We start from the raw sequence: 25,476 nt of genomic DNA on the forward strand, positions 1-25,476 counted from the left end.
TACACACACAATATAAGATTCTTTTCTTACCTTGTTAGAGCTATCACATCTAAAAAGGTTGCATTTATTTGGTGCAAAACAGTAAATAAAGTCTAATTAATAAAAACGTTTAGCTGTTTGCTTGCGATGGGTTAACTTTAGAATAATCGTAAAAGTCAGACAAACGATAAAAATAAAACCAATAAGTGAAAAAAATTAAGCTATAGACTTTAGTCTAACGTGTTGTGTTATTTTATTGATTTAAAAAGATAAATTTTTATAGGTTAGCTTGCGGGGCAAAAACGAATGATTAAATAAAAATATTTAATTAATAATAAATCACTAAACGGTGTTGTTAAGCTGCAAGAAAGTAAAAAAGAAGGAGCTTTACAGTTTACTGCGTGCAGCTTTAGCACTTGCTACGTGCTGCACACATTAAAATTGGCGTTATTAAACCAAAATGTAAATTGTATTTACTAAGGTAACACTAACCTTGAATGTTGCTAAATGTAGATACAACCCATTTAGCAAATAAATCTAGCGCGGGATTTGGCGAATTAGCTTCATGCTGTACTAAATAGTATTTATCTTTGGTGGTAAGGGGCTGTTGAAATAATTTATAAAGCCATTTTTCATCAAACCAGCTTTGGCTAATAGGCAGCGGTATAAGTGAAATGCCAATGCCCTGTTGCGCTGCACGAGCGACCCCAAACATACTATCAATTTGTATAATTTGCGTAGGCGAAAAGTCATCTATACCTGCTTTTTCAGCCCATTGGTGCCATGCCCACGGCCTTGCTTTGTGAAGGATTAATGGTACTTGGTTTAATGCTTGGCAGTGATCGTCTTTCCACTGTTTTAACAGTTTTTCGTTACACGCCGGTATATATTCAAGATTAAATAGCTCTGTAGTAAGGCCCTCAGTGGGTTTACTTGAGGATAAAACAATCGATAAATCACTGTGACGGGTTAGCTCTTTACGGGTTTTGAGCGTATCCATTTGTAAATTTATATTAGGGTGCTCAGATGTCCACTCACTTAATTTAGGCATAAGTAGTTCACTGGCAAAAAATTCAGGCAGCGTAATGGTTATATTAGTGTTTTGCTGCAATTGACTGAATTCGTTGATGGTGTTTTCAAGCGTATAGATAATAGGCGAAATGGCATCAAAAAAGTTTTTACCCGCAGCCGTTAAACTAATGGATCGGGTTTGGCGTTGAAAGAGTTCAATGCCCAGTTGTTCTTCAAGTTGTTTTATCTGATGGCTTACCGCAGAGGGCGTTAAGTACAGCTCTTTAGCTGCATGTTTAAAACTTAGGCTTTTTGCTGCAAAGCAAAAAGAGCGGAGGCCTCGAATAGGAGTTTGCATGTTTTCCAGAATTGTTTAATTAATTTAAGACGCCTTTAATAGGCAATAATCGAACCAATAATTTAATATAATAATATCAATAGTTTAATTTTAAATATAGCACTAGTTCACAAAAAAGGTGCAGACAATCCACAAATTAGTGCAAATAATCTAAGCGCTTACATTAAAAGCTATTTGTATTATAGATAATATTTACTACAACTGTATTAAAACTGAAAAAAAGTTTATGGCAGGCAAAAAAAATCCCTCTTGCGAGGGATTTTGGGTAACTCAGCGCCATTGGCACTGGGAATGAGGTCGGTACATGGTAAAGCGTTAAAAAACCATTTCTGGTACTTCACCGTCAACAAGTAATTTACCTGCTGTTTTACTAATTATTTCATCAACCGATACGCCCGGAGCGCGCTCGAGTAAATGAAATGCGCCGTCTTTAACTTCAAGTACGGCCAAATCTGTTACTATTTTTTTAACGCAATTAACGCCCGTTAGCGGTAATGTGCACGACTCTAATAATTTAGAATCACCATGCTTACTGGCATGGGTCATAGTAACAATAATATTCTTTGCCCCAGCGACTAAATCCATTGCGCCCCCCATGCCTTTTATCAGCTTTTTGGGGATCATCCACGAGGCAATGTTGCCGCTTTGGTCTACTTCAAATGCACCCAGAACGGTTAAGTCTACATGACCACCCCGTATCATGGCAAAACTATCTGCACTATTAAATATGGCTGCACCTGTGGCAGCTGTCACGGTTTCTTTACCCGCGTTTATCATATCTGCGTCTAGCTCGGCTTTTGTTGGGTAGGGACCCATACCTAAAAGCCCATTTTCTGACTGTAACATAACTTCAATACCATCAGGTACATAGTTTGCGACGAGTGTCGGAATTCCTATGCCCAAATTAACGTAAAAGCCGTCTTGTAGTTCCTGTGCAACGCGCATTGCAACTTGTTCACGTGATAATGCCATAACCTATGCTCCTGCTTAATCTCGTGTTGTTACACGTTCAATGCGTTTTTCAAAGTCGCCTTTAATAACGCGATTTACAAAAATGCCTGGGGTATGAATTTGGCTTGGCTCAAGTTCACCGGGCTCTACTATTTCTTCTACTTCGGCAACGGTAATCTTACCTGCTGTTGCGGCCATTGGGTTAAAGTTCATGGCAGTGTACCTAAATACTAAATTACCGTATCGGTCGGCTTTCCACGCTTTTACAATGGCAAACTCACCGGTGATCGACTCTTCTAAAATATAAGGGCGACCGTCAAATTCTTTTACATCTTTACCCTCTGCAACGGGCGTACCGTAACCTGTAGCGGTATAAAATGCAGGAATACCTGCACCGCCCGCACGCATTTTTTCAGCCAAGGTGCCTTGCGGGGTAAGCTCTACATCTATTTCACCGCTTAGTAATTGCTGCTCAAATAGGGCGTTTTCACCCACGTATGAGGCAATTACTTTTTTAATTTGTTTATCTTTAAGTAAAATTCCTAATCCAAAGTCATCTACACCACAGTTGTTAGAAACCACGGTTAGCTCTTTGGTGTTCATTGCCTTAATTTGTTTAATTAAGCCCTCAGGAATACCGCATAAGCCAAAGCCGCCAGCAATAACGGTATCGCCGTCTTTTAACCCTGCCATTGCAGCTTCGTAACTAGAAACCACTTTATCAAAACCGGCCATGAGACTCTCCTCATTGTGTTAACTGCCATTTGGCAAGTTAAGCTATTATTTTTGTGTGTTGCCTAATGCAATTGAAACTTTGCTTACAGGCGTTTTGCCAAGTGCTTGTGTAATTTTCCAACCAGCGCTACTTAACCTTTGTAAATCAATTCCATGCTCTATGCCAAGCCCATTGAGTAAGTAAACCACATCTTCGGTGGCAACATTTCCTGACGCCCCTTTGGCATAAGGGCAGCCGCCAAGGCCTGCAACAGCGGCATCAACCGTTGCTATACCTAAGCTTAACGCTGCGTAAATATTTGTGAGCGCTTGCCCGTAGGTATCATGAAAATGCACCGCCAGTTTTGATTTATCAATATGCTCAAGCAAAAGTGTTAAAAGCTGGGTAACTTTATTTGCAGTGCCAACACCTATGGTATCGCCAAGGCTTATTTCGTAGCAGCCTAAATCTAAAAGCTTCTGCGAAACGCTAAGTACTTTATGGGGGTCTATTTCTCCCTCATAAGGGCAACCGAGTACACAACTGACATAACCGCGTACACGTATGTTATTGGCTTTTGCAAATGCCATAACGTCGCTAAAACGCTCAATACTCTCATCAATACTGCAATTTATATTTTTTTGACAGAACGATTCGCTTGCCGCGGTAAATATGGCAAATTCTTTTATGCCAACGGCATGGGCCGCTTGGGCGCCTTTTAAGTTGGGTGTAAGCGCACTTAAATTTACATGGGGTAAATTAAGCGCTGTTATCACCTCGGCTGAATCGGCCATTTGTGGCACCCATTTAGGCGATACAAAAGCACCAGCTTCAATATTTTTTAAGCCCGCGTCACTAAGTGCATTTATTAATGAAATTTTATCAGATGCAGTGACTGATTTTTCGTTTTGTAGGCCATCACGCGCGCCTACTTCAACAATTTTAACTTCAGTTGGAAAAGCTGCCATCACGATGCCTCCTGCGCCGTGGTGTCTTCTACAATTGCTAATAAATCGCCGTGCGAAACTAATTCGCCTTCATCAAAGCAGTAGCTTTGTAAAATACCATCGTGAGGTGCATTAAGCGTGTATTCCATTTTCATGGCTTCAATAATCACTACGGCATCGCCTTTGGTAATGGTGCTGCCTACATCAACTAAATGCTTAACCACAGTGCCATTAAGTGGTGCCTCAAGGGGCAGGGCGTCGCTCTCATGGCTACTAATATAATGTTTAGTGTTTAAAGCAAGCTTAATTTGCAGCGCAGCAAACATCACGCTAATACTATTATCAAAGTGGCTAACATGGGCGGTAAATTTTTCCCCATTAATAAACACATTACATACGTTTTGGTTTACAGAGCCTGCTATATCGAACGACTTATCATTATGCGTTACAACATAACCCGTTTTAGTTTTAACGGCGCTTATAGCTAAGTCTGTAAATGGTACATCCACTTTTTGTGGTGCGTTAAGTGTAAAACCACTGAGTTGCTGCCACGGGCTTGCGCTTTGCTGAGTTGCTTTTTTAGCACCAAGCGATTCAAGGTAAGCAAAGGCTGCAATTAGTTGTGCTTTTTCAAGCGCGGCGCTATCAACACTTACCAATGCATCGCCTTGCTCGGCAATAAAGTGGGTGCTTGGCGCACCTTGAGCAAATGTAGGGTGGCTTGCTAAGTTGTGTAAAAAGCCAATATTAGTGCTAAAACCCGCTAAGTGAAATTGCTCAAGTGCTTGGCGTAAACGCGATAATGCTTGCTCTCGGTTATCATCATGTACTATAAGCTTTGCAATCATAGGGTCGTAATACGGGCTTATTTCATCGCCTTGTGCAATACCTGTATCTATTCGTACAAACTCACTGTTAAGCGGAGTATTTAACGATTCAATAGTGCCCGAGCAGGGAATGAAATCGTTACTTGGATCTTCTGCGTAAATACGCGCTTCAAAGCTGTGGCCTTGGAGTTGTATGTCTGATTGCGTTAACGGCAGTGTTTGCCCAGCGGCAATATTAATTTGCCAATTGACTAAATCTACGCCGGTTACCATTTCGGTTACAGGGTGCTCTACTTGTAGTCGCGTGTTCATTTCCATAAAGAAAAACTCATCGCCACACAGTAAAAACTCAACCGTACCTGCACCTCTGTAGTTTATTGCAAGGGCACAGCGTACTGCGGCTTCACCCATTTCTTTACGCAGTTCATCAGACAAACCCGGCGCTGGGGCTTCTTCAATTACTTTTTGATGACGACGCTGTAATGAGCAATCACGATCCCCTAAATAAACACAATTACCGTGGTTATCGGCAAAAACTTGTACTTCAACATGGCGAGGCTGGTTAACATAGCGCTCAAGCAGCACTAAGTCGTTACCAAAGCCCGCAATTGCTTCACGCTGTGCGCCCTCAAGTGCACTTATAAAGTCTTTGGCTTGCTCAACAACGCGCATGCCTTTACCGCCGCCGCCAAAGGCCGCTTTAATGAGCACGGGGTAGCCAATTTTTTCAGCCTCAGATTGTAAAAAAGCAGGATCTTGGTTTTCACCGTAATAGCCTGGCACTAATGGTACATTTGCCGCGGCCATAATTTCTTTGGCGCGGGTTTTAGAGCCCATGGCTTCTATGCTGCTTGCAAGTGGGCCAATAAACGCAATGTTGTTAGCTTCACAGGCTTTAGCAAACTCACTGTTTTCAGATAAAAAACCGTACCCAGGGTGTATACAATCGGCGCCGCTTGTTTTTGCAACCTGTAAAATTTTATCTGCTACAAGGTATGAGTCTTTACTTGGTGCAGGGCCAATGTGGTAGGCCTCATCAGCCATTTTTACATGTTGTGCGTGTTTGTCGGCGTCAGAGTAAACAGCCACCGTTGTTAGGCCCATTTGTTTTGCACTTCGCATTATACGGCATGCAATTTCACCACGGTTGGCAATGAGTATCTTTTTTAATGTGTGTGTGTTCATAATTAGTCCTACAGTTGCCAAGCGGGAGGGCGTTTATTAAAAAAGGCGCTTAGTCCTTCTTGGCCTTCGTCCGATACCCGAATATTTGCAATACGTTCGGCCGTGAGTTCAATAAGATCATCATTAATAGGCTTATTTGCTACATCGTTAATTAATGATTTAGCGGCTTTTACAGCGACTGGGCCGTTATCGATTAATGTTTGCAGCATGTTATCAAGGGCACAGTCTAAATTACCGGTCACCTGATGAACCAAACCAAGTTGTTTTGCTGTGTGGGCATCAAACACCTCGGCAGTTAAAAAGTAGCGGCGCGCAGCACGCTCACCAATGGCTTTAATTACATACGGGCTAATTACCGCAGGAATAAGCCCTAGCTTTACTTCGCTTAAACAAAACTGCGCATCGTCTTTACTTAGGGCAATATCGCAACATGCAATTAAGCCCAGAGCGCCACCAAATGCAGCGCCTTGTACAGCACATATAGTAGGATGAGGAGAGGCGGCTAGTACCTGCATTAATTTAGCGAGCTGCATAGAGTCGGCAAGGTTATCGGCGTAGTTGTTATCAGCCATTGATTTCATCCAGGCTAAATCGGCACCGGCAGAAAAGTGCTTGCCTTCAGTTTTTAAAACCAAAGCGCGAATATCGAGTGTATTTGCATGCTCTATGCACTGAATTAGCTCGTGTATCACTTCACTATTAAATGCGTTACGTTTTTCAACTCGGCTTAAAACAAGTACAGCCACATTAGATTTTGTTATTTGTAGTGTTACTGACATTTTTGCGCTCCGGTTACATTCTAAATACGCCAAACTTAGAGTCTTGCTGTGGTGCATTTTTAGCTGCACTTAAGGCAAGGCCTAATACGTTACGGGTATCGGCAGGGTCAATAATGCCGTCGTCCCACAAGCGGGCGCTTGCGTAATACGGATGACCTTGCTCTTCGTACTGATCAATTATTGGCTTTTTAAAATCGCTAACTTCTTGCTCGCTCATGCTATGGCCTTTACGTGCTAAGCCATCTTGCTTAACTTGAGCCATTACACCGGCGGCTTGCTCGCCGCCCATTACCGAAATACGGGCATTGGGCCACATCCACATCATGGTAGGTTCAAATGCGCGGCCACACATACCATAGTTACCCGCGCCGTAAGAGCCACCAATTAGCACCGTAAATTTAGGTACATCGGCACACGAAACTGCCATCACCATTTTAGCGCCGTGCTTTGCTATGCCCTCCGCTTCGTATTTTTTACCTACCATAAAGCCGGTTATATTTTGCAAAAACACTAAAGGAATATTGCGCTGTGCACATAGTTGAATAAAGTGCGCGCCTTTTTGCGCCGACTCACTAAATAAAATGCCGTTATTAGCTACTATGCCTACAGGGTTACCGTAAATGCTGGCAAAACCTGTGACCAGCGTTTCACCAAAGTAGCGTTTAAATTCATCAAACGATGAATCATCAACCGTACGGGCAATAACTTCACGCACATCAAACGGCTTTTTAAGGTCGGTGCCTACAATGCCGTAAAGCTCGTTTATATCGTAACGTGGCGGTTTTACATCCTCTAAAAGAGGGGCTGTAGGGCGCGTGTAATTAATACGCTCAATACATTGGCGGGCAATAGACAGCGCATGCTCGTCATTTTCTGCAAAGTGGTCAGCCACACCCGATGTTTTACAATGTACATCGGCGCCGCCTAATTCTTCGGCGCTGACTACTTCACCGGTCGCTGCTTTTACAAGTGGCGGGCCTGCTAAAAATATAGTGCCTTGCTCTTTTACTATTATGCTTTCATCGGCCATAGCGGGTACGTATGCGCCGCCTGCGGTACATAACCCCATTACCACAGCAATTTGAGGAATACCTTTACCCGACATACGGGCTTGGTTATAAAAAATACGCCCAAAATGTAATTTATCAGGGAATACATCGTCTTGCTCGGGCAGGTTGGCACCGCCCGAATCAACCAAATAAATACACGGTAAGTGACAGCGCTCGGCTATATCTTGCGCGCGTAAATGCTTTTTAACGGTAAGCGGAAAGTACGTACCGCCTTTTACCGTGGCATCGTTTGCAATGATCATGCATTCAATGCCTTTAACACGGCCAATACCAGCAACTACACCCGCACAGGCAATTTCTTGTTCGTACACACCAAAGGCTGCAAATTGCGAAATTTCTAAAAACGGTGAGCCTTCATCTAATAAAGTGCTAATACGGTCGCGTACAAATAACTTACCTCGGCCTTCGTGGCGCTCTTTTAACGCAGCGCCGCCGCCTAAGCTTATGGTGGCTACTTTACTATGTAAATCATCAACCAAAGCTGCCATGTTTTTGTGATTTTGCACAAAAGTAGGATCGTGAGGATTAACGCTCGATTTTAATATCGTCATAATTTAATCCTTAACGGCTTTCGGTAAAGAGTTCGCGGCCAATAAGCATGCGGCGTATTTCTGATGTACCAGCACCAATTTCGTATAGTTTGGCATCACGCAGTAAGCGCCCTGTGGCGTATTCGTTTATGTAGCCGTTACCCCCTAAAATTTGAATGGCATCGAGCGCCATTTTAGTGGCAAGCTCAGCTGCATATAAAATGGCGCCGGCGGCATCTTTACGGGTGGTTTCGCCGCGGTCACACGCTTTTGCAACGGTATAAACGTATGAGCGCGCTGCGTTCATTTGTGTATACATGTCGGCTACTTTGCCTTGAATTAACTGAAATTGGCCAATAGGGGTGTCGAACTGTTTACGTTCATGAATGTACGGTACAACAATATCCATACAGGCTTGCATTATGCCAAGGGGGCCTGCAGCAAGTACTACACGTTCGTAATCTAGGCCGCTCATTAGTACCTTAACGCCTTCGTTTAGGTTACCTAAAATGTTCTCTTCGGGTACTTCGCAGTTTTCAAACACCAGTTCACACGTGTTTGAGCCACGCATACCAAGCTTGTCTAGCTTTTGCGCGGTAGAAAAACCAGGGAAGTCTTTTTCAACAATAAATGCGCTAATGCCTTTAGCGCCGGCTTCTAAATCTGTTTTTGCATAAATAACAAATGTGTGTGCATCGGGGCCGTTGGTGATCCACATTTTATTGCCATTTAAAATGTACTTATCGCCTTTTTTTTCAGCTTTAAGTTTCATTGATACCACGTCAGAGCCTGCATTTGGTTCGCTCATGGCAAGGGCACCAATGTGTTCGCCGCTAATAAGCTTTGGTAAGTATTTTTCTTTTTGTGCTTGATTACCGTTACGGTTAATTTGATTTACACACAAGTTTGAATGCGCACCATAGCTTAATCCAATTGATGCACTCGCACGGCTAATTTCTTCCATGGCTATTACATGCTCTAAGTAACCTAAGCCTGCACCGCCAAAGTCTTCAGAAACGGTCATGCCTAGTACACCCATTTCGCCCATTTGCGGCCAAAGCTGATTAGGAAACGCGTTGTCCATATCGGTTTGTTCAGCCAGTGGTGCAATCTCTTGGCTTGCAAAGCTATTTACGTGGTCGCGGATCATATCGGCGGTTTCGCCAAGGCCAAAGTTCATCTCTTTATAAAGTGAAATAGTGCTCATGATTCATTCCTGTGTGTGTTGTCAGTGTGTTTTTATTATTAAAATAGGCTACTCGTCTATTTTATTGAGTGTGTCTCTGCAGCGGCGCTCCGCTGTCACTAGTTCCATAAGCACAACTTTTATGTCGTCCATTTGCTGAGAAAGGTCGGCTTTTTTCTCTGCTATTAAATCGAGCATAGTCACCAGCTGTTTAGCGCTAGATTTATCAGCGTCGTACAGTTCAAACAAACGGCCTGTTTCAGCCAATGTAAAGCCTAAGCGTTTGCCACGCAGTATTAGTTTTAAGCGAACTTTGTCGCGTTTTGAATAAATACGGGTTTGGCCATTGCGCTCTGGGCTTACTAAACCTTGGTCTTCGTAAAAACGAATAGAGCGGGTGGTAATATCAAACTCTTTAGCTAAATCGCTAATACTAAAGGTTTGATCGTTAATGCTTGGCGCTTTTGCAGAACTTGCAAAGTTTGTTTGGTTATTTGGTTTCATAGTTGTGTTTACCTCATTCGAATAACTCCAATATAAGTGAAGTTTACGTAAAGGTAAAGCTTGGTGTGGTATGAAACTATTTATAAAGGAGTGTTGATGTGAAATGTTAAATTATATTATTAATATTCAATAGTTTATTTTTATTAATTGTTCACTTCGCCGTTACTGGAAAATAATGCTTACACTTTTAAAACTAAAAATTAAACGCTTTTTAGTTGACGTTAGCGTAAACGTTAGTATTGTGTAAGGGTGTTAAACAACAAATGAATACTAAATTAATAGAGCAAATATTCTAACAACTATTTGCATATAAATACAACGGAGTTAATTATGACTTTAGAATCAGTGGTAATTGTAGCAGCAAAGCGTACGCCAATGGGCGGGTTTATGGGCGCATTGACCGATGCACAATCTACCGAGCTTGGCGCAACCGCCATTGCAAGTGCGCTTGCACAAACTGGTTTAGCAAATGATGCAATAGATGAAGTAATTATGGGCTGTGTATTGCCGGCGGGCCTTGGCCAAGCGCCAGCACGCCAAGCAATGTTAAAAGCAGGCCTTGCTCTGGGCACGGGTGCTACCACCATTAATAAAGTATGTGGCTCTGGTTTAAAAGCCGCCATGCTCGCTAACGACTTAATTAAAGCGGGCTCAATTAGCAGTGCAATTGCTGGTGGCATGGAAAGCATGAGTAACGCACCGTATTTTATACCTAAAGCACGTGGCGGTATGCGTATGGGCCACGGCGAAATTAAAGATCATATGATGAGCGATGGCCTAGAAGATGCTTACGATAACAAAGCAATGGGCTGTTTTGCACAAGATACTGCCGATGAGTACGGCATTGGCCGTGAGCAAATGGATGAGTTTGCACTTAGCTCTTTAAGTAAAGCTAATGCGGCAATTGAAAACGGCAGCTTTGAAAACGAAATTGCGCCGCACACCATAAAAACTCGCAAAGGCGATGTAACCGTATCGGTTGATGAGCAACCCGGTAATGCCCGCCCAGAAAAAATACCAAGCCTGCGTGCTGCCTTTAAAAAAGACGGCACCATCACTGCGGCTAATTCATCGTCAATTTCTGATGGTGGCGCAGCGCTTATATTAATGAGCGAATCAAAAGCTAAAGAGCAAGGCTTAACACCGCTTTGTAAAATTGTAGCGCACAGCACGCACTCTCAAAAACCAAGCGAATTTACTGTAGCACCTGTGGGCGCTATGAACAGTGTGCTTGAAAAAGCAGGCTGGACAACTGCTGATGTTGACCTGTGGGAAATTAACGAAGCCTTTGCCATGGTTACCATGCTTGCTATTAACGAATTAACACTTGATGAGAGCAAAGTAAACGTAAACGGTGGGGCGTGTGCACTTGGCCACCCAATTGGTGCCAGCGGCGCGAGAATTTTAGTCACGCTTATTCACGCACTTAAAAACCGTGGCCTTAAAAAAGGAATTGCGTCTTTATGTATTGGTGGCGGCGAAGCTGTAGCAATGGCTGTAGAGGCTTACTAACAAAAAAGTTAATTAACTAACAGCAACTAAAATGCACCGTACTCATACTAATAACAAAACGGTGCCATTTTTTAAAAGAACACACTAACAACAGGATTTACCTATGCACCAAGTTCCACTACTTATAAATGGCGAATTTGTTCAGTCGGCTTCAAACGAGCTTATTGATGTAATTAACCCAGCAAACCAAGAAGTACTTGCGCAAGTTCCATGTACTACCGACTCAGAAATGGATGCAGCTATTGCCTCGGCCTCAGAAACATTTAAAACATGGAAAGATGTGCCCATTACCGAGCGTGCCCGCATTATGATGAAATACGCGGCGCTGTTAAAAGAGCACCACGATGAGCTTGCGACCATTATTTGCCACGAACTAGGTAAAACGTTTGAAGATGCAAAAGGCGATGTATGGCGCGGTATTGAAGTAGTAGAACAAGCAGCTAACGCACCATCACTAATGATGGGCGAAACAATGGAAAATGTTGCCCGTAAAATCGATACCTATTCTTACATGCAGCCCCTTGGCGTATGTGCAGGCATTACGCCGTTTAACTTTCCGGCGATGATCCCACTTTGGATGTTTCCGCTAGCTATTGTATGTGGTAACACCTTTATTTTAAAACCCTCTGAGCAAGACCCACTCACACCAATGCGTTTAGCTGAGCTATTTATTGAAGCCGGCGCACCAAAAGGCGTATTACAAGTGGTTCATGGTACAAAACCGCAAGTAGACCGCTTATTAGAAGACAAAGCCGTACGTGCAATTTCGTTTGTGGGCTCGTGTGGTGTAGGTGCATACATTTATTCTAAAGGCACACAAAACCTTAAGCGCGTACAAGCGTGTGTGGGTGCTAAAAATCACATGGTTATTATGCCAGATGCGAGTAAATCACACGTGGTAAATAACCTAGTTGGCGCATCGGTTGGTGCAGCAGGCCAGCGTTGTATGGGTATTTCGGTGGCTGTGTTTGTAGGGCAAGCAAGTGAGTGGGTAGATGAAATAAAAGCTGGCTTTGAAAACGTACGCCCAGGCGTGTGGGATGACAAAAACGCAGCCTACGGCCCACAAACATCAAAAGCAGCAAAAGAGCGTATTTTATCGCTTATAGCAAGCGGTAAGGAGCAAGGCGCCACCTGTTTAATTGATGGTTCAAACTACACAGTAGAGGGCTTTGAACAAGGTAACTGGGTTGGCCCAACATTATTTACCGACGTTACAAAAGAAATGGACTTATACAAAGAAGAAATCTTTGGCCCTGTGCTTGCCTGTATGTTTGTAGATACGCTTGATGAGGCAATTGCCCTTATTAACGAAAGCCCGTACGGCAACGGTACCTCGTTATTTACCTCAAGTGGCGCTGCGGCTCGTAAATTTCAAAATGAAATTGAAGTAGGCCAAGTGGGTATTAATGTGCCTATTCCGGTGCCGCTGCCGTTTTTCTCGTTTACGGGCTGGAAAGGCTCGTTTTACGGCGATACACACACTTATGGTAAGCAAGGTATACGTTTTTACACAGAAACTAAAACCATTACCTCACGTTGGTTTGAAGACGACATCGCTTCAGGTCCAAACATGAGCATTAATTTAAAATAAACACACTCAAAAATAATAATAAAGAAGGGCGCAAAGGCTAAACCCGCTGACAAGCAACTAGAACACACACATCAGCCTTTGCCGCTCTTCACTCATTTACCCTAATGGGACACACTAACAACACAATTAAAGAGGTCTACCATGGACTTTAACTTATCAGAAGATCAACAAGCCTTTGCAGAAACTGCACGCCAATTTGCAGAATCAGAACTTGCTCCACATGCAGCAAAGTGGGATCGCGAGCATATTTTTCCTAAAGATACGATTAAAGCGGCGGGCGAGCTTGGCTTTTGCGGTTTATACACGCCAGAGGAAGCCGGCGGCCTTGGTTTATCACGTTTAGATTCAAGCATTATATTTGAGCAGCTTGCGATGGGCTGTACAGCTACAACGGCCATGCTAACTATTCATAATATGGCTACGTGGATGGTAGCTAGTTTTGGTACAGATGCAGTTAAAGACACATACGTAGAACAATTAGTAATGGGCGAGCTACTTGCCTCTTATTGTTTAACTGAGCCTGGCTCAGGCTCAGATGCGGCATCACTAAAAACAAAAGCCGTACTTGAGGGTGATGAGTACGTTATTAACGGCTCAAAAATGTTTATATCGGGTGCGGGCGAAACCGAAGTATTAGTAGTAATGGCACGTACCGGTGGCGAAGGCGCTGCGGGTATTTCGGCATTTGTAGTCCCTGCCGACGCACAAGGCGTTGAGTACGGTAAAGCAGAAGAAAAAATGGGTTGGAACGCACAACCAACACGCTTAATTAGTTTTGAAGATGTGCGTATTCCGGCGCATAACTTATTAGGTAAAGAGGGCGAAGGCTTTAAATTTGCCATGCAAGGCCTAGATGGCGGGCGTATTAATATTGCCACGTGCTCAATTGGTACAGCACAAGCTGCGCTAAACACGGCAAAAGAGTACTTAAAAGAGCGTACTCAATTTGGTAAGCCTTTGGCTGCTTTTCAGGCGTTGCAATTTAAAATTGCAGATATGAACACTGAGCTTGTAGCTGCACGCCAAATGGTAAGGCTTGCGGCATTTAAACTTGATACCGGCGATAGTGAAAAAACCACCTATTGCGCCATGGCTAAACGCTTTGCCACCGACGTTGGCTTTACTGTGTGTAACGAGGCACTGCAAGTACATGGTGGTTACGGTTACATAAAAGAATACCCGCTTGAGCGCCATGTACGTGATGTACGCGTTCATCAAATTTTAGAAGGTACTAACGAAATTATGCGTGTAATTATAGCGCGCCGTATTTTAGCCGAGTCTGCAAGCGACGTTTTATAAGGAGCAAGTTATGTCACAATCTAACCCGAGTATTGAACTGACTACCGAAGGCCATGTTGCTATTTTAACTATGTCTAACCCACCAGCTAATACCTGGACAAAAGACACCTTAATAGATTTAAAAAACAAAGTTAACGAGCTTAATAACAATAAAAATATTTATGCCTTAGTGCTTACTGGCGAAGGCGAGAAGTTTTTTAGCGCCGGGGCCGATTTAAACGTATTTGCTAGTGGCGATAAAGGCGTTGCCGCTGATATGTCGCGTGTATTTGGTGAAGCCTTTGAAGCACTGACTAATTTTACAGGGGTGTCGGTTGCGGCCATCAACGGTTATGCCATGGGCGGCGGGCTAGAAGTAGCGCTTGCGTGTGATATACGCATAGCAGAAGAGCAAGCACAAATGGCGCTACCTGAAGCAAAAGTGGGTTTGTTACCGTGCGCGGGTGGCACGCAAAATTTAGCATGGCTTGTAGGTGAAGGCTGGGCAAAACGCATGATTTTATGTGGCGAGCGCTTAAAAGCCGATAAAGCCCTGCAAATTGGCTTAGTAGAGGAAGTAGTCCCACAAGGGGAAAGCTTTGCAGCGGCGTTAAAACTTGCCAACCAAGTAAGCGAACAAAGCCCAAGCTCGGTAGCTGCATGTAAAACACTAATTCAAAAAGGGCGACATCAACCTATGGCAAGTGTATTACCACTTGAGCGTGAATTGTTTGTAGGGCTGTTTGATACACAAGATCAACAAGAGGGCGTTAATGCCTTTTTAGAAAAACGCCGCGCTAATTGGGTAAATGGCTAATGAGTAATTTAACGTTATTAAATAATGCCGATGACCCCGTGCTATTTGAAACGGCAAGTGCAGCAAACGGCAGCTTAATTGGGGTTATTACACTCAACGTACCTAAAGCATTAAACGCCCTTAATTTTGACATGATCAAATTACTTGAGCCGCAGCTGCGCGCTTGGCAAAGCGATGATGCAATTGCAATGGTATTGTTAAAAGGCGCAGGGGATAAAGCATTTTGCGCCGGTGGCGATGTAGTGAGTCTTCATCATGCAATGGCGCAAGGTAAACCAACAAGCTTAGTGGAAGACTTTTTTACCCTAGAGTACCGGCTTGACTACCTTATTCATTGCTACGAAAAACCACTTTTAGTATGGGGTAATGGCATTGTTATGGGCGGTGGTTTAGGCCTAATGGCCGGTGCTAGCCACCGCGTAGTAACCGAAACATCGCGCATTGCTATGCCAGAGCAAACCATAGGCTTATACCCAGATGTAGGCGGTAGTTACTTTTTGCATAAAATGCCACAAGGTGTGGGGCTATTTTTAGGGTTAACATCGGCCTCTATTAATTGTGAAGATGCACGCTTTGTATCGCTTGCCGATCACTTTATCGACAGCACTATATATGATGCCATGCTAGCGCAAATTTTAGCGGCTAAGTGGGGCAAAACCGCAAGTTTAAATCATGAGCGTTTGACTAAATTATTAACCGATTTAGATAACCAATCTGAACGTATGCCCAAAGGCAATATTAAAGCTAACTTAGCAACCATTCAAAAATTAGCTGAATTTAATACGCTACAAGAACAAGTTGATTATATTTTAGGCCTAGCTACTGACGATAAATGGCTGCAACGCGCCCAAAAATCACTTAAGCATGGTTGCCCACTAAGTTGCGCGCTAGTAAGTGAGCAGCTAAAAGCCAGTAAAGGCAAAAGCTTACTAGCGTGTTTTAAAATGGAGCTGGGTATGTCGGTACGCGCTGGCGAAGTAGGTGAATTTCAAGAAGGCGTAAGAGCACTATTAATAGATAAAGACGGCGCGCCTAATTGGAAATACAAAACACTGAATGATGTACCACAAGCCATAATAGAGAGCTTTTTTGCTAACCGTTTTGGCGAAAATCACCCACTCAATGGCTTAGACACCCCAACACACACATAAAGGAAAGACGATGACTAAACTCAATATTGGTTTTATCGGCTTAGGTAATATGGGCGGCCCAATGGCGGCTAACTTAATTAAAGCCGGCCATAATGTTACAGCATTTGATTTAAACCAGTCGGTCTTAAATGAACTTGCAAGTAAAGGCGCACACGCAGCTGATAATGCAAATGCATGTGCAACCAATGCCGATATACTTATTAGTATGTTACCTGCGGGCAAACATGTTAAATCACTTTATTTAGGCAATAACGACGATAGCGGCTTAATTAATGTGCTTAGCAACAACACCTTAGTGATAGATTGCTCAACAATAGATGCAGAGTCGGCCCGTGTGGTTGGCAGCGCACTTGGCGAGCAGGGTATTAGCTTTGTAGATGCACCGGTATCGGGCGGTGTTGCTGGAGCAACCGCAGGCACGCTTACGTTTATTGTTGGTGGTAGTAAAGCCGCGTTTAATACCGCACAACCTGTGCTTAATGATATGGGTAAAAACATATTCCATGCAGGCGATATTGGCGCAGGACAAGTTGCAAAAATATGTAACAACATGCTGTTAAGTATTTTAATGGCAGGTACGAGCGAAGCCCTGCAAATGGGTATTAATAATGGGCTAGATGCAAAAGTACTTAGCGACATTATGACTGCAAGCTCTGGCCGTAACTGGACCCTTGAACTTTACAACCCATGCCCAGGCGTAATGGATACAGCCCCTGCAAGTAACGATTACAAACCGGGCTTTATGGTCGATTTAATGGCTAAAGATTTAGGGCTTGCTATGGAAGCCGCGCAGCAAAGTAATTCTGCAACCCCAATGGGTTCAATGGCTAAAAATTTATACACTATGCTACAGCACCAAGGTGCTGGCAGTGATGATTTTAGCGCCATTTTTAAACTTTTTTCTAAGTAGGAGCAAGGCGTGGAAATTAAAAATAACACGGTAGTAATAACCGGTGGCGCACAAGGCTTAGGCTTTGCAATGGCGCAAAAATTTGCCCTTATGGGCGCTAACATCGCACTTATAGATATGGCGCAAGAGTTATTAAACACAGCGTGCGAGAAACTAACACAGCTGGAAGGTGTATCTGGCACTATTAAAGGCTACGCCGCAAACGTAACTGTTGAGAGCGAAGTGGAAAACGTATTTAATACCATTAAAAGCGATTTTGGCCACATTGGCGTGCTTATAAACAACGCCGGTATTTTACGCGACGGCATGTTTATAAAAGCTAAAGACGGCAAAGTGGTTAAAAAAATGTCACTTGAGCAATTTCAATCAGTGATTGATGTAAACCTGACAGGCGTATTTTTAGCAGGGCGCGAAGCTGCAAGCCACATGATTGAATCAGGCATAGGCGGCGTAATAGTGAATATGTCGAGCGTAGCGCGCGCGGGTAATATTGGGCAAACAAACTACGCAGCTTCAAAAGCAGGCGTAGTGGCACTTACCACCACATGGGCTAAAGAGCTTGGCCGCTTTGGTATACGCGTAGGCGCTATTGCACCAGGTGTAATAAGTACCGCCATGACCGACGCCATGAAACCTGAAGCCAAACAGCGCATGCTTGCAGTAACACCCGTAGGGCGTTTAGGCGAAAGCAACGAAATTGCCCATACCGCACAGTACATAATCGAAAACGACTTTTTCACCGGTCGCGTGGTTGAAATAGACGGCGGCATTCGTTTGTAAATTAAGTTTTTTACGCTTGAATTTAAAAAGCATGGCGCTTGTGGGCTGTGCTTTTTTGTTTTAAATCGGGGAGATTGATAATCTTGAAAAAGGGCTCATAACCCCGTTGGCACTTTGTTGTACTACATGAGTAGGATACCCGCTGTATTAAAACGTTGATCATTTTAGCGCTCTAAATAACTCATTAACTGCGTTAAAAACTTCTCATGTAGATAAACTATATAACTAAGTTTTTGCCTTGTTACTGAGCAATTTATCTACCGCTATAATTGCTCACTAATTCAATACAGCGGGTATTATTTGTGTTGTACGCACATCGTTGTGACCTAGTTGTGTTTGTACTGAGCGTATATCGGCGCCATTTTGCAGTAGATGAGTAGCAAAAGAGTGCCTCAATGTATGAGGTGTTATTATTTTGTTAACCCTGATTTTTGACGGCTTTTTTAACCACTTTTCGAATACAAGAGTGATGAAAATGATGTCGCCTTATTTCACCACTTTGAGAGTCTGAACTTAATATATGAGAAGGAAATAAATACTGCCATGCTAGTGTTTTTGCGGCTGAAGGATATTTTTTTGTTAAGGCATATGGCATCCACGCGCCGGCATATTTAGTGTTATTTAAATCAAGCTTTAGGAAGTCATCAACGTTCAAAGTTTGAGTTTTCAGCATAGGGAACAGCTCTGCAGCGAGCGTTACAATACGATGTTTATTTCCTTTGCCATTCCATACTTGAATACATTTATAATCAAAATCAATATCTTGCACCCTTAATTGCACCGCTTCAATTACTCAAACCACTTCCATACATAAGGGCTGCGATTAAATAATAGCGCTTATTTAATCGCAGCCATCAACATTTTAACTTCCTCTGGGGTTATCACGACAGGGAGCTTTGCTTGTTTTTTACTACGGGCAAAGTTTGAATTTAATGAAAGTTCTTTTTTTATTATATGTTTGTATAAAAATGACAATGAATTGAGTCAGTGGCTTGCGTACGTGGTGCAACGTTTTGCTTTAACACTAAATGCTCTAAGTAGCGCTCGACTTCATTGTCTTCCATTGAGGCGGGGTGGTGTTTATTATGAAAATGGATATAAGATGCAATCCATCTTAGGTACGTATCTACGGTGCGAAATGAATACTGACGTACCAGCATATAATCGGCTATATAATTTAAAAATGGAGAACGTGTTTTCATATTATCACCAATAATAGTACTGTATTTACATACAGTGTAGTTGTGCTACTCCAATATTCAAGAAAATAAGCGACGAGCGCATTTTGTCTTTTATTGAGAGTTTGAGTGCTAGTAAAAAATTATATATAGCAATGTGTTAAGTTATTTGGTAAAAATGATTTATAAAATACATGAGCGTATCGTTGGCATAAATATGCGCGATGAGCGCACTATTAAATTGTTATGTGCAAGGAGAAAATTTTGGATTCTATGGATGGAATTGATCTTCAAGATTCTTTCGTATTGGGATGGGAAGTTTCAGAAAATCAGTTTTCCATACAACTTGAAGCAAGTATTTGGCCTTCATCAGTTCATTATGTTGAACCCAAACCAAATGAATACACTTGTTACAAGAAAGCCGTTTTAACCTTTTCTAACTTTTCATCAATATCTTGTGTTAATGGGCAATCGGCAATCGAACCGACAACCGACATTGACGGTTCGATTGACTATGGCTACATAGATAGCTTCATTAAAACAGAGTCAGGTTTTTTCATCTCGGCATGCTTTGGTAATGTCAGTATTAGTAATGGCAAGGTTGTTTTGAATGTTTACACATAACAAAAAAATTATGTCACTCACTTCGTTTGCTGGGACGCTACACGTGGGCTGCTTCGCATTATAGCCCACATGTCTGCGCCCCTTATTTAAAAGCTAGTTGCTAAAAGGAATGAATATGGACATTGAATCTGCCGACATTGCGTCTTGGAATATTGCAGATAAAAAAGTTAATGGAACGGTTGGGTTAATTCGATACCGTCCTGACCTTCACTTTTTATTAGGTCATACTAATTACCCTAAAAAGCTCACAATTTTTTGGGATTTTGAACAGTCTAATTCGAGTGGTTTACCATCCGACGCTCAGATTGAAGAAATGCGGCAATTTGAAGACGCAATAGTACCAGTTCTTGATGACGATAGACTCGCCATATTTGTTTTTACTTACACTTTTAATGGTACTAGAGAGTGGCATTTTTATACTAATGATATCAGCTCAGTAGGTGAAAGAATTAACTCGGCTTTGTCCAAGTTTGCGAAACTTCCTATAGAAATGCAGGTAGAAACTGATGAAAGATGGTCAAAATTAAGAGAAGTTTATGAGCTATGTAGTTGATATCGCAACTAACACTTTACATAAACCGGATTTTGGCAAGAGCGGCCAAAACCGCTTATGTAAAGTGTTAGCAATTTAATTTAGCATGTGCAAATTTTTTTAACCCCTTTTGGTGTGTTCGGACGTTATTAAAAAATAATAATAAAATTTCAGGAAGAATATGAATAATAAAATACTAAAATCCCTCGCCATTGGCTCATTAGTTTTATGTAATTCAGTTGCTGCGGCAGATTGTCGTGATGTGTCAGAAATTATTGCTAAGCAGCTTGAAGATAACTACGTAATTCAAAATACGGCAACAAAGCTATCTAAGTTAATGCGCTCCAAGCTATTTCTCTCTGATTGCAGTCGCCTAGAATCAGCTGAAGATATAGCTGATTTTATGACTTTAGAATTAAACAAAATTGCTAATGATAAACACCTCTCTGTCGTTTATGACCCACAATGGGTAAATGAACTGAAAACATACCGTTCATCAGCACAAACTAAAGCGTTTTCGGATAGTCGAGCCATGGAGACTCCGACAGATAACTATGGTTTTAAAAAAGTTGAAATGCTTGATGGAAACATTGGTTACCTCGATATAAGAATGTTCTCTGACAGTCATTTAGGTGGTGAGACGCTTGAAAATGGGATGAAATTTTTACAGTATGCCGATGGTATCATTATTGATTTAAGGAACAATTTTGGTGGTAGCCCATTTATGGTAACTTCCTTAGCGAGTTACTTTTTTGACTTAGATACCGTCCACTTATCAACCTTTGAACAACGTGAAAACGGTGTGTTAACTCAAACGCAAGATTGGACGTCTCCATATGTTCCGGGTCCTAGGTTTAAAGATACTCCACTTTATATTCTCACCAGCAGAAATTCTGCATCCGCTGCAGAAGCCTTTAGCTATGCTATGCAAAGTTTGACTAGAGCAACCATTGTTGGAGAGGTAACTGCTGGTGCCGCTCATGGTAGAAGTGTAGAAATAGTCAATAACGATTATATTCTCACTTTACCATCTACACGACCTGTTGACCCTCGAACAAAAGATAATTGGGAAAGAAAAGGTGTAAAACCAAATATAGAAACGAACAGCGACAATGCACTTAATGTAGCTTATGCTGAGGTGCTTAATTCCTTAATCAAAAGTAATAGTAGCAACCTTAGTTTGCATCAATGGGTCTATCCATTGGTTAAAGCAAAATCCAGCCCGTACCAGCCAAGTCAGAGTGATTTCAATCAAATTATAGGTACGTATGGTAAGCGCAAAGTTTTTCAAGAAAATGGCAAACTTTTTTATCAATATTTAGATGATCCAGCTTTTGAAATAGAGCTACTTGATAAAGAAACTATTATTTTTAAAGCGTTTACTGAAGCACGGTTGCAAGCTATATATAAAGATAAAGAAGCCGTAGCATTGAAAATGCTCTCTTTTGGCGAGGATGCAAAAGAGTTTCAGAGAACGATGTAAAAATTGCTAAAAAGTTGCTTAAATGGACAAAAACAGCTGGCTTTTGCTCGTTCCTCGCTAATTTTAGCCAGCTATTTTATTGCCGCTTAGCAAAGCGTTAGGTGCTTCTGGAAAATCAATGGCTAAATCAGAAATAACACAGTTCTTAAAAGAGATCCGCACTAAATTTCCAAATGTTGGTCCTCTTATGGAAAAACATGAGAGTTGGGCACTCACATTTCTAATGGAAGAGTTCGCAAATTTGACAACTATTTTGTTAAACCAAGGCGATTTAGAAGAAGCACTAGAACAGTTGCAGTACATGAGCGAGAAACTAGATACTGCAACCAAGGCGGAATTCGAGTACATAGATGTATATTATACAGAGCACTTATTCTGGAAAGGAACCAAAGAAGGTATTGAACGTGGCTGGCCTCTCGTGCCAGATAATCTCAAAAAATTGTACTTGGACTTTCATGGTAAACCACCTAGGGTTGTGGTTTAAAAATGCACGCACCTAGGAATTATTAACGAGACACCCATATTAAATTTTGCACTTCACGCAATTAGATAGTAGCTTTTATTTAGTATAAAAAACAAGTCTAGAGCTCGTTGAGCTAACAGGGCTAATAATGCGAGAGGATAAACGCGGGCACATTGATAATATAACCCTTCCTTTGCTAGTAAGCCTTAATATATCACCAGAAAACTGGTTCAAGCTTGCAACCCAATTTACACGCGTATTTCATGGTGCATTAGGCAGACCCGCTTCTCAAGCACGTTACTGTGAAAATTTGAAGCGCAAACGGCGTTCAAATATTAGCAACTGCGAAAAGCTACTCGCATAAATCAGAAACCACTAAGTAAAAGTTAAAACTGCAATCCTGCAGTTATTTTCATGTATGAAATTTAGATCTAAGAATGCTAATGACTTATTTATTAGATGAAATGAAAAGTGACCCAGAAATAAAAGATAAATTCTTAATCTGATTGGTAAATTTGTTGGTACATTTTATTTGTAAATAAAAGTGGGTGTCAAGTTTGGTTTCTATTAAGCGTTATTACTTAGTTGGTCAGCTTTAAAGGTTATATACTTGAAATATAAATTCGAGAGAAAGGAAGAGTCTTTATTATTTAGCCAAAGTGAGCTTTATTTATAACCATTATCAGCAAAATTAAGTCACTAATGTAAATTATTCCATAATTAACAACGTTAAAAAACAATAACTTATTTGACAGAGTAGCTATCTCGTTTATTCTTTTAACATTTAGTAATAAGTTTTTTTATTATCACAGCTACAGATGTCGTGAAGTGATTTTAGTAAGTGCTTTAAGGAATAATTTATTCACATGTCTTCTACACCAGAAAATATAATTGGCCAGCAAGAAATGCTGGCGGTGCGCCAACGCAGGCGCTATACACTTTGCCATGTTTTGACCTTTTTAGGTGTGCTTTTTCTTGCTGCATTTGGAGGTTTGAGCTTAGTTAGTGGTTCGCATGTATTAGGTACCATATTATTAATTAATGCACTTGTGGGGTTAATCAATCTTTATCTTTTAAAGCGAAGTGGTAATGTTGAGCGAGCGGCAAAAATTCTTAGCGGTATTTTGTTTGTTTTATCGATGAGCTTATTAATCACTGGCGGTGAGAACAATACCGGAATGCTGTGGATTTATCCTATTGTTGCTATAAATCTTTTTATAAACCGCTTTTGGCCTGCTGTTTTTGTATTTAGTATTTTTAGTATTGCAAGTGCTTTGCTTTTATTTACGCCATTAAGTGCTTTATTAATGACTAGTTACTCACTCACCGAATCCGTTCGCTTCATGCTTACAATGCTGGCTTTAAATTCTATTTGTTTAGCTGCTTTACGTTCAGAAGAGCAAGCCTACGAAACTATTATGCAACTGCATGCAGATGATATTCGCCAAATGGCTTATTACGATAAGCTTACGGGGTTACCTAATCGATGGAGCTTTAAAACTAACCTTGAGCGTATGCTAAACCGTGCTGAGCGAGATAAACAGCGCATTGGTTTGCTTTATATAGATTTGGATAACTTTAAGCAGGTTAATGATCAGCATGGCCATGAAGCTGGGGACAGAGTTTTACTTAAATTTAGTGAGCGGCTTTTAGATGTTATACGCCCAAATGATCAACTATATAAGCCACAAACAGAAAGTTTAGCAAGGCTTGCTGGCGATGAGTTTGTTGTACTGTTACCTAATATTAAAGACCCCCTTGATGCAAGTACTGTGGCCGCAAGAATTTTAAATATTTTTAAAGGGGGATTTAGTGTTGATGATGTAGATCACATGATATACGCAAGTATTGGTATTGCTGTTTACCCCGATGATTCTGCTGACTCCAAAAATTTACTCCATCATGCTGATGCAGCAATGTATGACGCTAAAAATAATGGACGTAATTGCTTTAAATTTTTTACCCAAGACATTGCTGACAAGCTTCGTGAACGCCAACTCATTGACAAAGGGCTTAGACTTGCCTTAAATGAAGCGCATTTTAGTTTAGTTTATATGCCTATTTTTGCTTGTAAAGATAGCTCTATTGTAGCCGTTGAAGTGCTGCTTAGGTGTCACAGCCCCGCATTGAAAGGTTATGTGCCTGATCAATTCATCCCTGCGGCTGAGGCAACAGGCCTTATAAAAGATATTGATTTATGGGTTATAGACAACGCTTTAGAAGCACAAGGCGTTTTACAAAAAGAACACAGTTTTAGTGGCAAAATTTGTATTAATATTTCGGGTGTTGAGCTACACAACGAGCTATTTTCTGAACAGGTAAAAAATTTATTAGAACATCACCAAATTAAACCTAACTGTGTTGAGCTAGAAGTTACAGAGACGGCATTTGTTGCTGGTGATGTTACCTGCCTTAAAACGCTCAATGCGCTAAATGAACTTGGCGTATCCTTAGCATTAGATGATTTTGGTACAGGTTACACGGCATTTAATCAATTAATACATTACCCAGCTCATTGCTTAAAAATAGATCGCTCATTTGTAAATGATCTTTTTTCAGAGCGCGAGGCACGTAACAAAATGGTGATGATCATCCAAAGTTTGGCCAAGCTTTACGATCTTAGAGTGATTGCTGAAGGTGTTGAAACCGAAGCACAAATGACTTACCTCAAAGAACTTGGTTGTGATTGGGCACAAGGCTACTATTTATCGCGGCCATTACCGTGGGATGACTTTTGCGCGTTACTTAAATCCTAAAATAATTAACTTAACCAGCGCACTTATTTTTAAAATAAGTGCGCTGGTTTATGCGTGAATTATCCGAAACCAAAAATGAAGACATTGGTCGCAGAGCTTGTAAAGAAGATAACTGCACAGGTCGATTCTTTCATGCTGCATTAGGCAATCTCACTTCACAAGTAAGTGACTGAGAAAATTTAAAGCGCAAACGGCTTTCAAATATTAGCAACTGCGAAAACTACTCGCATAAATTAAAAACCATTCAGTAAATGTTAAAACTGCAATCTTGCAGTTTTTTTTATGCGTGTAATTCAGGTTTGGGAATGCTAAACAAGTGACTCATGGTTTATTAGCTCGCCTTTTTTTAGTCAGTA

22 protein-coding genes and 2 pseudogenes are annotated in these 25,476 nt (G+C 41.5%); 14 read left to right on the forward strand and 10 right to left on the reverse strand.

Annotated features, from left to right (window positions below; genetic code table 11):
* Positions 1–466: 466 nt before the first annotated feature.
* From CWB60_RS05510 to CWB60_RS05550, 9 genes are all read right to left on the reverse strand, one after another.
* Positions 467–1,348, reverse strand: a complete 882-nt coding sequence (locus tag CWB60_RS05510) for a LysR family transcriptional regulator (RefSeq protein WP_004587893.1) — start codon at positions 1,346–1,348, stop codon at positions 467–469.
* Between the two features lie 315 nt (positions 1,349–1,663).
* Entirely contained in the window at positions 1,664–2,320 is a 657-nt protein-coding gene (locus tag CWB60_RS05515) for a 3-oxoacid CoA-transferase subunit B (RefSeq protein WP_004587894.1), read from the reverse strand.
* Positions 2,321–2,335: 15 nt separating this feature from the next.
* Complete coding sequence (locus CWB60_RS05520; RefSeq protein ID WP_138576258.1) at positions 2,336–3,034, reverse strand: CoA transferase subunit A; 699 nt, start codon at positions 3,032–3,034, stop codon at positions 2,336–2,338.
* A 45-nt stretch (positions 3,035–3,079) separates the two neighbouring features.
* The gene (locus CWB60_RS05525) at positions 3,080–3,982 is read right to left on the reverse strand and encodes a hydroxymethylglutaryl-CoA lyase (RefSeq protein ID WP_138576260.1); all 903 of its coding nucleotides are present in this window, start codon (positions 3,980–3,982) and stop codon (positions 3,080–3,082) included.
* On the reverse strand, positions 3,982–5,973 hold the full coding sequence (locus CWB60_RS05530) for an acetyl/propionyl/methylcrotonyl-CoA carboxylase subunit alpha (RefSeq protein ID WP_138576262.1): 1,992 nt from the start codon (positions 5,971–5,973) through the stop codon (positions 3,982–3,984). Before CWB60_RS05530 ends, CWB60_RS05525 begins: the two co-directional genes overlap by 1 nt.
* Before the next feature lie 8 nt (positions 5,974–5,981).
* Positions 5,982–6,752 carry an enoyl-CoA hydratase/isomerase family protein gene (locus tag CWB60_RS05535; RefSeq protein WP_138576264.1) on the reverse strand — a complete coding sequence of 257 codons (771 nt, stop codon included), beginning with the start codon at positions 6,750–6,752 and terminating at the stop codon, positions 5,982–5,984.
* A gap of 13 nt (positions 6,753–6,765) precedes the next feature.
* On the reverse strand, positions 6,766–8,373 hold the full coding sequence (locus CWB60_RS05540; protein WP_024034118.1) for a carboxyl transferase domain-containing protein: 1,608 nt from the start codon (positions 8,371–8,373) through the stop codon (positions 6,766–6,768).
* A 10-nt stretch (positions 8,374–8,383) separates the two neighbouring features.
* Positions 8,384–9,559 carry an isovaleryl-CoA dehydrogenase gene (locus CWB60_RS05545; RefSeq protein WP_138576266.1) on the reverse strand — a complete coding sequence of 392 codons (1,176 nt, stop codon included), beginning with the start codon at positions 9,557–9,559 and terminating at the stop codon, positions 8,384–8,386.
* Positions 9,560–9,607: 48 nt separating this feature from the next.
* Complete coding sequence (locus CWB60_RS05550) at positions 9,608–10,042, reverse strand: MerR family transcriptional regulator (RefSeq protein WP_138576268.1); 435 nt, start codon at positions 10,040–10,042, stop codon at positions 9,608–9,610.
* Positions 10,043–10,372: 330 nt separating this feature from the next.
* Between CWB60_RS05550 and CWB60_RS05555 the strand changes: the two genes are divergently transcribed.
* The 7 genes from CWB60_RS05555 to CWB60_RS05585 all read left to right on the forward strand — a co-directional run bounded on the left by CWB60_RS05555 (position 10,373) and on the right by CWB60_RS05585 (position 18,084).
* On the forward strand, positions 10,373–11,554 hold the full coding sequence (locus tag CWB60_RS05555; RefSeq protein WP_138576270.1) for a thiolase family protein: 1,182 nt from the start codon (positions 10,373–10,375) through the stop codon (positions 11,552–11,554).
* A gap of 103 nt (positions 11,555–11,657) precedes the next feature.
* Positions 11,658–13,148 carry a CoA-acylating methylmalonate-semialdehyde dehydrogenase gene (locus tag CWB60_RS05560; RefSeq protein WP_138576272.1) on the forward strand — a complete coding sequence of 497 codons (1,491 nt, stop codon included), beginning with the start codon at positions 11,658–11,660 and terminating at the stop codon, positions 13,146–13,148.
* Positions 13,149–13,289: 141 nt separating this feature from the next.
* A complete protein-coding gene (locus CWB60_RS05565; protein ID WP_138576274.1) occupies positions 13,290–14,447 on the forward strand; it encodes an acyl-CoA dehydrogenase family protein in 1,158 nt (385 codons plus the stop codon).
* A gap of 10 nt (positions 14,448–14,457) precedes the next feature.
* A complete protein-coding gene (locus tag CWB60_RS05570) occupies positions 14,458–15,243 on the forward strand; it encodes an enoyl-CoA hydratase (protein WP_055253520.1) in 786 nt (261 codons plus the stop codon).
* Positions 15,243–16,394, forward strand: coding sequence for an enoyl-CoA hydratase/isomerase family protein (locus CWB60_RS05575; RefSeq protein WP_138576276.1), 1,152 nt, complete (start codon positions 15,243–15,245; stop codon positions 16,392–16,394). Before CWB60_RS05570 ends, CWB60_RS05575 begins: the two co-directional genes overlap by 1 nt.
* A gap of 10 nt (positions 16,395–16,404) precedes the next feature.
* Positions 16,405–17,304: a 3-hydroxyisobutyrate dehydrogenase gene (gene mmsB / locus CWB60_RS05580; RefSeq protein ID WP_138576278.1), complete on the forward strand. Its 900-nt coding sequence runs from the start codon at positions 16,405–16,407 to the stop codon at positions 17,302–17,304.
* 9 nt (positions 17,305–17,313) lie between these two features.
* On the forward strand, positions 17,314–18,084 hold the full coding sequence (locus CWB60_RS05585) for an SDR family oxidoreductase (RefSeq protein WP_138576280.1): 771 nt from the start codon (positions 17,314–17,316) through the stop codon (positions 18,082–18,084).
* A gap of 276 nt (positions 18,085–18,360) precedes the next feature.
* Here CWB60_RS05585 and CWB60_RS05590 read toward each other — a convergent pair.
* Positions 18,361–19,286 (reverse strand): annotated as a pseudogene (locus CWB60_RS05590) (integron integrase).
* 240 nt (positions 19,287–19,526) lie between these two features.
* Between CWB60_RS05590 and CWB60_RS05595 the strand changes: the two are divergent.
* The 7 genes and pseudogenes from CWB60_RS05595 (at position 19,527) to CWB60_RS21070 (ending at position 25,293) form a co-directional block, all read left to right on the forward strand.
* Entirely contained in the window at positions 19,527–19,886 is a 360-nt protein-coding gene (locus CWB60_RS05595; RefSeq protein WP_138576282.1) for a hypothetical protein, read from the forward strand.
* Positions 19,887–20,001: 115 nt separating this feature from the next.
* Entirely contained in the window at positions 20,002–20,439 is a 438-nt protein-coding gene (locus CWB60_RS05600; RefSeq protein WP_171036119.1) for a DUF695 domain-containing protein, read from the forward strand.
* Between the two features lie 160 nt (positions 20,440–20,599).
* Positions 20,600–21,901, forward strand: coding sequence for a S41 family peptidase (locus CWB60_RS05605; protein WP_138576286.1), 1,302 nt, complete (start codon positions 20,600–20,602; stop codon positions 21,899–21,901).
* A 118-nt stretch (positions 21,902–22,019) separates the two neighbouring features.
* Positions 22,020–22,385, forward strand: coding sequence for a DUF7674 family protein (locus tag CWB60_RS05610; RefSeq protein ID WP_138576288.1), 366 nt, complete (start codon positions 22,020–22,022; stop codon positions 22,383–22,385).
* Positions 22,386–22,473: 88 nt separating this feature from the next.
* Positions 22,474–22,728, forward strand: a pseudogene (locus CWB60_RS05615) (transposase); the annotation flags it as partial.
* A 502-nt stretch (positions 22,729–23,230) separates the two neighbouring features.
* Positions 23,231–25,120, forward strand: coding sequence for a putative bifunctional diguanylate cyclase/phosphodiesterase (locus CWB60_RS05620; RefSeq protein WP_138576290.1), 1,890 nt, complete (start codon positions 23,231–23,233; stop codon positions 25,118–25,120).
* A 50-nt stretch (positions 25,121–25,170) separates the two neighbouring features.
* Positions 25,171–25,293, forward strand: coding sequence for a hypothetical protein (locus tag CWB60_RS21070; RefSeq protein WP_283234866.1), 123 nt, complete (start codon positions 25,171–25,173; stop codon positions 25,291–25,293).
* The last annotated feature ends 183 nt before the right edge of the window (positions 25,294–25,476 follow it).

Source organism: Pseudoalteromonas sp. S327 (assembly GCF_005886415.1).
Taxonomy (GTDB): Bacteria; Pseudomonadota; Gammaproteobacteria; order Enterobacterales; family Alteromonadaceae; genus Pseudoalteromonas; species Pseudoalteromonas atlantica.